This is a genomic window from Klebsiella sp. HMSC09D12 (assembly GCF_001808475.1).
Classification (GTDB): domain Bacteria; phylum Pseudomonadota; class Gammaproteobacteria; order Enterobacterales; family Enterobacteriaceae; genus Klebsiella; species Klebsiella oxytoca.
The window spans coordinates 1-7,578 of the sequence record NZ_KV793391.1; the positions used below are offsets into that span (position 1 = coordinate 1).

At 48.3% G+C, this 7,578-nt stretch carries 7 protein-coding genes and 2 pseudogenes; 3 read left to right on the forward strand and 6 right to left on the reverse strand.

Annotated elements, in window-relative coordinates:
• On the forward strand, positions 1 to 1,086 hold a 1,086-nt coding region (locus tag HMPREF3178_RS03115), incomplete at its 5' end, for a Tn3 family transposase (RefSeq protein ID WP_139146010.1).
• A gap of 22 nt (positions 1,087 to 1,108) precedes the next feature.
• A pseudogene (locus tag HMPREF3178_RS32060) lies at positions 1,109 to 1,297 on the forward strand (hypothetical protein); the annotation flags it as partial.
• A gap of 275 nt (positions 1,298 to 1,572) precedes the next feature.
• On the opposite strand, the gene HMPREF3178_RS03120 reads toward HMPREF3178_RS32060, so the two are convergent.
• From HMPREF3178_RS03120 to HMPREF3178_RS03130, 3 genes are all read right to left on the reverse strand, one after another.
• On the reverse strand, positions 1,573 to 1,977 hold the full coding sequence (locus HMPREF3178_RS03120) for a DUF2251 domain-containing protein (RefSeq protein ID WP_004118061.1): 405 nt from the start codon (positions 1,975 to 1,977) through the stop codon (positions 1,573 to 1,575).
• 547 nt (positions 1,978 to 2,524) lie between these two features.
• Positions 2,525 to 2,803 (reverse strand): type II toxin-antitoxin system TacA family antitoxin, encoded by a 279-nt coding sequence (locus tag HMPREF3178_RS03125; RefSeq protein ID WP_004118062.1) that lies wholly within the window; start codon positions 2,801 to 2,803, stop codon positions 2,525 to 2,527.
• A gap of 93 nt (positions 2,804 to 2,896) precedes the next feature.
• Positions 2,897 to 3,109 (reverse strand): hypothetical protein, encoded by a 213-nt coding sequence (locus tag HMPREF3178_RS03130; RefSeq protein ID WP_004118064.1) that lies wholly within the window; start codon positions 3,107 to 3,109, stop codon positions 2,897 to 2,899.
• Between the two features lie 975 nt (positions 3,110 to 4,084).
• Here HMPREF3178_RS03130 and HMPREF3178_RS03140 point away from each other — a divergent pair.
• Entirely contained in the window at positions 4,085 to 4,399 is a 315-nt protein-coding gene (locus HMPREF3178_RS03140; RefSeq protein ID WP_004118069.1) for a hypothetical protein, read from the forward strand.
• Between the two features lie 243 nt (positions 4,400 to 4,642).
• On the opposite strand, the gene HMPREF3178_RS03145 is transcribed toward HMPREF3178_RS03140, so the two are convergent.
• From HMPREF3178_RS03145 to HMPREF3178_RS32160, 3 genes and pseudogenes are all read right to left on the reverse strand, one after another.
• Complete coding sequence (locus HMPREF3178_RS03145) at positions 4,643 to 5,125, reverse strand: hypothetical protein (protein ID WP_175438951.1); 483 nt, start codon at positions 5,123 to 5,125, stop codon at positions 4,643 to 4,645.
• Between the two features lie 472 nt (positions 5,126 to 5,597).
• Positions 5,598 to 6,533: an omptin family outer membrane protease Kop gene (gene kop / locus HMPREF3178_RS03150; protein ID WP_004118075.1), complete on the reverse strand. Its 936-nt coding sequence runs from the start codon at positions 6,531 to 6,533 to the stop codon at positions 5,598 to 5,600.
• A gap of 732 nt (positions 6,534 to 7,265) precedes the next feature.
• Positions 7,266 to 7,379 (reverse strand): annotated as a pseudogene (locus HMPREF3178_RS32160) (DUF6710 family protein); the annotation flags it as partial.
• Between the last annotated feature and the right edge of the window lie 199 nt (positions 7,380 to 7,578).

Consider the following 7,578-nt stretch of genomic DNA (forward strand, 5'->3'; position numbering starts at 1 on the left):
TCACTCGAAGATATTCAGGCATGGTACATCCGCGACGAAACCTATTCAGCCGCTCTTGCTGAGCTGGTAAATGCACAGGGGAAAAGACCACTGGCGGCATTCTGGGGAGACGGGACAACGTCATCATCAGATGGACAGAATTTCAGAACAGGCAGCTCAGGCCGCTACGCAGGGCAGGTTAACCCGAAATATGGGCAAGAGCCTGGACGTCAGTTTTATACCCATATTTCGGATCAATACAGCCCGTTTTACACCTGCATAATCAGTCGGGTCAGGGATTCAACCCATGTGCTCGATGGCTTGCTGTACCACGAAAGCGACCTGGAAATCAGGGAGCATTACACCGATACCGCGGGTTTCACCGATCATGTCTTTGCCCTGATGCATCTGCTGGGATTTGCGTTCTGTCCGCGAATCAGGGATCTCCACGACAAGAAGCTGTTTATCAAAGGGAAAGCGGACCAATACCCGGCACTTCAGTCACTGATATCAACGACCAGCCTGAATCTGAAAGAGATCGAAATCCACTGGCGTGAAGTGCTGCGTCTGGCGACCTCGATAAAGCAGGGAACAGTGACGGCATCCCTGATGCTGAAAAAGCTTGCCAGCTACCCCAAGCAAAACGGACTTGCCAAAGCACTGAGGGAAATTGGCCGTATTGAACGAACGCTGTTTATGCTCGACTGGTTCCGCGATCCGGCTCTGCGTCGGCGGGTACAGGCGGGACTGAATAAAGGAGAAGCCCGTAACGCGCTGGCGCGTGCGGTATTCCTGCACCGCCTGGGGGAAATCAGGGACCGGAAACCGGAAAATCAGAGCTATCGCGCCAGTGGACTGACGCTGCTGACGGCAGCTATCTCGCTGTGGAATACCGTCTACATGGAAAGAGCGGTCGAGGCCTTGAAGCGTAAAGGGCTGAAGATCAACGAGCAACTGCTGTCGCATTTGTCGCCGTTGGGCTGGGAGCACATCAATCTGACAGGCGATTATATCTGGAAAAGCAACCGGATACCGGCTTCCGGTAAGTTTCGTCGGCTGAGGCCAGCTAAAGTAGAGAGGTCAAAAAATAGCCTTAACGTACAATAATTTTCGATATCCAAACTGACCCCTGCATGAGCATCAGAAAAGAGATTTGGTACGTATCGGTGACAGCAGCTTTTATCCGGGCCTGTTTGTTGATGGAAATGGAATCTTACAACAGGTAAACCCTTCGATTATGGGAAAGGACGTTAAGGTAACTTGCCGTTGCTGTACCCACACCTATATGGGGGAGCCAGTCCCAGGGAAGTATGAGTAACATCACCTGCTATCCTGCCCCGGACGAGCCTTCCATCAGCGCCGAGCCGTTTTCATACTTTGACCGGGAACAATAATGTCAGTGCATTGACTGCAGAGGTCTCGAATCCAAACTTTGTGTAAAACGCCACGACTTCGTCATTTAAGGCATGAAAGAGAAGCGGGCATTTGGATACCTGGTTTATCATTTGAAAGTCCATGAAATCGTCCGGTCTCTTCAGGGCGACATTTTCACTTTGGATAAAGAAAAGCGGCAGGCGTTAAGCCCACCGTAACTCACCGGAAAAAGTCATCCACCGAATCGCTCCATTCATGGCCGGACACAGACCAAACCTTGTTAATCGGGGGTGGGTATCCGCTTCTGCAGTACCCATTTTTCCCCACGAAATCGAACGCTGCATGCGGATATCCGTTGATAAGGAGCACGCATTTCTGACTGTCTTCAGACCAGCCGATTTTAACGTCAGAAGGAATGTGGGCGTCTGATATATCCTCGACATTGTAGATATGCACTGCATCAAGAATCGGGTTTCCTTCAAGGGACTCATCGAGCGCATAGAAATACCCGGTCCGGCCGTCGTCTTCAAATACGGCCGCCAGCATCCCCTCCGGTGCCAGGCTTTTTATCACCTGCTCTTCTCCCACAATGAGCTGAGCCTGTAGCGTCACTAAAATTGTCATACCGATGACTCTCCTTTCCCTGAATGTCTGATAAGGCTACTTTCAAACTGGCAAGCAATCTACCATAACATCCCTGCGATGAATTCTCCCCTGACCTGCAGGCATTTTGTTGAAAAACGACTCCCGCTTAATCTGTGCAATCACCGTAGTTTCTGTTCTTCATTCAGTACTGAAGGACGTCCAACCCGCTTTCCGGCATCCCTCTTCCCTATACATGTCACTGTTTTCATAAAAGCCCGATCTACCCGGGAGGATAAGCACAGGAGCTGGAGTGGTCGATGGCAAGCCGTCCCAGGACAATGATCGGAATGACATCAGGTGCGTTGCGTCGGTATGTCCCAGGCACTGTCTTATGGCGGAAGCTACCCGAAGATAAACAATAATAACCGATGATCCGGTTCGTGTTTTCTGCGCAAACGGCATAGACACGGGAAATGCCGGTACTGTGGTTTCTGAGAGCCTTTGTCTTTAACCACTTATTAAGGGCAGGCACCTGGCAACAGAACATCAGCGATGTTATGTTCAGCCGTCAGGGATTCAGGCGCTCTCATTCCCATTGTGATTTGCGGTTCATCAGGTTATCGATTCGCGTCTTGCGCTCCGGCGTTATTGGGGCGTCAAGCTCCTCTATAAACGCCTTAAACTGGTTGTGATTGAGGAGAAACAGGCGTTGATCAAGCAGAATGTCCTGTGCTTCCCTGCAGGCGACCTCAAGCATAAAATCAGTCAGTGATTTTGAGACCAGGCTTGCGGCCATGTCGATCAGGTCACGCTGTGATTTTTTGGCTCGGATACTAATCGGAGCTTCACGAACTTCAGGTTTCATAGATACCCCATGTGTAGCAGATTTATATACAATTCAAATCTGGCACGCTTCGTCGGTTAGAAACACGAGCTGCATTGTACACTCATGCATCATTCAGGACTTATAAAGTTGTATCCAGCTGATAATGTCATCGAGCTGTTGGTTATCCAGTTGGCCGCAGTTTTCAAAAACAGTTTCAGCGACGTAGCCCAGCATTTTCTCGGTTGAAGAGCCTACACCAGCAACTCCACCCATACCCTGTCTGCCCTCATTTGTCAGTACTCTTCTGCCGCTGCCGGTAAGAAACTGCTTCGCTTCGATGTTCACTTATTATCTCCCTAACAAAGTTGGCGTTAATTCTGTTAAAGCGTTCGCCCGTAAGGCCCGTTCGCCACTTTCGGTGATAAGCGTAAGAACAAACCGCGTATCCACGGTATAAGCTCAGAGCTGTAACGAACAGCAGCCCCAGGGGAAATAGTCCGGTCAGAACCGGTACCTTACACCGGATTGATGTCTACTGTATGCCATAAATGAGGGAAAACTGGCGATGGCCATTCTCCTGATTCTGATCGCCGGCAAGTGCTGCAGGCAGCAAAAGAGCCTGCGTAAGACAACATACCCTTAAGGATCCTGACCTTCAACGTGCCAGGCCCACCGCCCCCGCGCGGACGAAAAAAAGAGAAAAAATAAAAAAAAGAAAAAAAGAATATGCCGAGAATGTGCACAGTCGCGACCCACGCAGAGCGTGGCGCTCCGGGGCAAAGGCTTTGCAGGGCTATAAGGCATGTTGTCTTACGTTTTGAGTGTGATGGTTACGAGCCCACCAGCTTTCATGAATTGTCCCGCCGGGTGGACTGCTATAAAGTGCATACCAGCACTGCAGCCCCTGCCGGTGATGATGAATAATTCCGTCCGGCGAGTATTGAGCAAGACCTTCACTACGTATTAAAACCTGGAACTCCGGGATGACGATGCCTGAGGTGATTTACCACCGGGAGTAAAAATTCGTTTATGGCGCCAGCAGCTGGTACCTGGCAGAGTTAAGTTCTTATCGCAAAGGATGATAAAAATGAGCCATGGCAAATGTGAGCCGACAAACACGAATGCCGCCGATTACAAGCTGTACGCGCGATTCGATGCTGGTGAAACGCTTGAAAGCGTTTTAGCCTCTCCACCGACCACGAAGCACAATAAAGTAACTTCTGAAGGAAACATCAGGACTGAACACAGAATGTGGATGGCGTGGAGAAAGAAGCATCCCAGACCACTCTGATTATCAGTGACGATTAATAAGGATAAAACATGCGAACGACAAGTATCACCCTGTGTCTGGTTTTGGCGAGTTTTGGTGTATCCGCTAAAATCCTTGCAGAGCCAGACCTTACTAACCAGGCAAATAAAACGTGTGCTAAACGAGATGTACTGGAACTGAAAGTCCCTTTAGAAGCCAATAATCCCTCCTCACCCACATGGGGTTTGGACAAGGGCATGGTGCAGGCCACAATTGACGCACTGAAAGAAAATCCAGACATCGCCCCGGCTGACTCTGTAGCCTGCCAACAGGCTGCAATAAAACAGTATCGGGCTGGGCAAAAACACTACAGTAAGCTCAGGTAGCTGCCGTGATGCCCACCAGCTGAAACCTGTGTGTGGTATAAAAAACCCCGTAGCGCTGGTGCAAAACAGACCAGCGCATTCCAGTTCTCAATCCCGTTCTGTGCTGTAGGCCCCTGTCGCATTCAGACCTGAATTACCGTGCAAGGAAACATGTCAGTAAGCCATCTGGATACAAAAACTGGTGGTATAGCCACTTTAGCGTAATGCTAATGTATGCGTACATTAGCTTTAAATTTATGTTATTTACCCTTCTCCCTTCCTGGATGCCTTAACCAGGGTCTGATAGTTGCGCTTTACCCGCTCAATTTCCGCCAGAGTTGCCGCCCAGTGCAGCCCTGCGGCGTGACGATATCTGGTTGCCATTTTTTCAACGGCCTCCGGAGTGCTGTCATCGCTGCGGTGCTGCCGTCCCTTCACCCCGAAAATTTCCACTATAAGCCACTGGCTACCGGTTCTGCCGAACAAGGCCTGACACAGCCGCCTCACGGCAAGCGGGGTCAGATCCGGGTCGGGATCATACGCGATGGTGGCAAAAATAAAACGCAGCATCTCAAAGGTTTTGTAGCGTTTTACCGCTGCCGCCAGCCGGGCAGCTCTTTGCGGCGCTTCCCAGCGGTCGTCGCTGTAACCTGCCACTTCAGAGAGATAGTCCTTCTCGAGTTGTTTAGCCGTGTAGCAACGTCCCCCCAAAAACATCCGCATAGCTTCTTTCGTTTCAGCTCTCACGAATCTTGTCCTCAGCCAAAGCTAATGTACGCATACATTAGCATTAAGTATCAGGTTAAACAAAAATCAGGAAACCGATCTGATTTAGTGCATGTGGCTGTCTCTTTTAAATTATCGCTTTTGCGTTATGGTATTCAGTTAATCCGATTTCTGAAATCCGGGCGTATACATGTTATCTCTTTTCCCGGTGGTCTACTGTAGTAGACAGAAAATACAGGAACCTCGATATTTCCATATCTTAATAAATTCTGTTCTTATATCCTCCGAAATCTTGATGGATGATATGGTGCTGCATCATACTATGGTTCTGTTTTTTATGTGGATTTCATCTTCTACGCTTGACGGGTATGCCTGACTTTTAATTTATGAAATCTTTCAATGCCAGAGCTGTTACTCTGGCATTAAATATGGCATGTGTCATGATTAGGTAACGAATGAAATGGAACAAATCCTCCTAATCAAGATTTTTTACTTAGAATCGATATTGCAGGCCCGCTGTAATCGTATAGTTTTTATTTGATATCCCGGCGGCATCTCCCCCAATGGAGGCGGACTCGCCACTGTTAGTATCAATAATCTGAGTCCCTCCCTTAGCCTCCTCATATTTACTGTAGGTGAACTCAGCAAATACTTTGGCGTTTGGAGTTACGTAATATCCGGCATCAATTGAAGTGCCATAGTAACGTGAACTGGTCGTCTTCTCACGGAAAGTTAAATCCCGCATGTAGTGCTCATCGTTATCGTGCGCCCGAACCCAGTCACTGAATTTAAACAATGCATTGAACTCAAAATCATTAATACGATACTGACCTACAAGGCCAATGTACGGCATGGAAAACCGCTGGCTATAGCCAATTCCACGTTCACCAGCAGGGAATTCTCCAGTATATGCACCATTATCGTAGTTATAGGAACCACCGGTTGCAGTCCAGCTGAATCGAGTCTCCTGATAACCAGCCATTACACCCGCTTTATAGTTTTCATTCTGGAAAACCCAGCCTTTTGCGTTCATATCGAATTCATTGGCATAGTTGACGTTCGTGCTGGGGTGGGATGAGTGGTCAGTCCATCCCGATTGATTATCGTTCATCCAGTCATAGTCGTCCATATGACCAGCCCCGGAAGCCAGGGATGTCCAGCCTCGTGCATTCAGTGTCAGAAACGAATATGCATCCCAGGAAATGTCGCCTTTTAAAATGGCTACATTCTTGATCTTCCAGTCCAGCTGGCTGACCTTTCTTCCTGTACCAGTATCATAAACCATTTCATGAGATTTACCGCTTAACATCCCGGCGGAGGTAGATACACTTACACTTTCCGGTGAGAAATTTGGCGTTAACTGCGTAGAGTCAGCATAAGCAGTACCTGAAAGCATGGCCATCATCAATGCAATTGTACTTTTGTTCATTTTTTATTCCCATAATGAAACATTTTTCCGTGTGTTGCAGAGATAGTTTAAAACTCATACAAATATGTAGCAACTGTCAATTTTTGTAATTTTAGGTTTCTGGAAACATATCCAGCATCTCTATTGAGGTTGATTAATAGGTATATAATTCAGTTTCTTATAGTTAAAATAGTCAGTGTAATCTTCTGATGGTTCTTGGACTGCGAACTCATATCACTCTCGGACGGCAGAATAATACAGACCACTGGAGCTATATCCATGGTCAGTAAGTGATCGTTCCTAACCATCGAGTACAGTAGACCTTTACCCACGAGGCTTCACAGGTTGCCTCACACAGTAGACACTTAACATGGGTTATATGTCGACTCTCGCATACAGTAGACCCTATTGGTGCATACCCGGCGATGCTCGGCCATTTAACCGGGCGTCGAATACAGTAGACAATTGCCTGTCAGCACGTAGCGGTGCATGGCTTGGCGTATCCAGTAGACACCAAAGTTGTTCGTAACCTGCATAACCAGAGAGGAGCGGCCATTTAACCGCACCTCGCATACAGTAGACCATTACCTGTCAGCACCTACCGGTGCGTTGGTTGTCGCATCCAGTAGACACCTGTTGTTCAGACCAGGCAAAACCAGCTCTGATCAGCCATAGCCCGATATCGCATACAATAGACCTTCCCCTATTTGGGCATAACCAATATGCGGTGATTGTCGAAAACAGTAGTCATAGGTACACGTGCTCCGGGATTAGAGCCCCTTCCCCGGCCAGAATACCCGCCGTGATGGACTGGTTTCCGCCAGACACAAAGCCAATACGCTAAGGTAACCACAGCCCTGCATGATTATACCGGTGTCCGGATGTGACGCATGTCGCATACTGTAGATAATATGCGATCTCAAGCATTACAACTGCCCGAGTTCTGTAGCCATGGCAGTATTGAAATACGATAGGCCATTATCCACCAGCTCATACCCTATAGCGTGAATGGGCGCACACAGTAGACATATGTGATGTAGCCCCCTGAAACACCAGACAGTAGCTG

Bases quoted from the DNA above. Each gene is read 5' to 3' on its own strand.
- HMPREF3178_RS03120 (WP_004118061.1), bottom strand. From the start codon at position 1,977: ATGACAATTTTAGTGACGCTACAGGCTCAGCTCATTGTGGGAGAAGAG.
- HMPREF3178_RS03125 (WP_004118062.1), bottom strand. From the start codon at position 2,803: ATGAAACCTGAAGTTCGTGAAGCTCCGATTAGTATCCGAGCCAAAAAA.
- HMPREF3178_RS03140 (WP_004118069.1), top strand. From the start codon at position 4,085: ATGCGAACGACAAGTATCACCCTGTGTCTGGTTTTGGCGAGTTTTGGT.
- kop (WP_004118075.1), bottom strand. From the start codon at position 6,533: ATGAACAAAAGTACAATTGCATTGATGATGGCCATGCTTTCAGGTACT.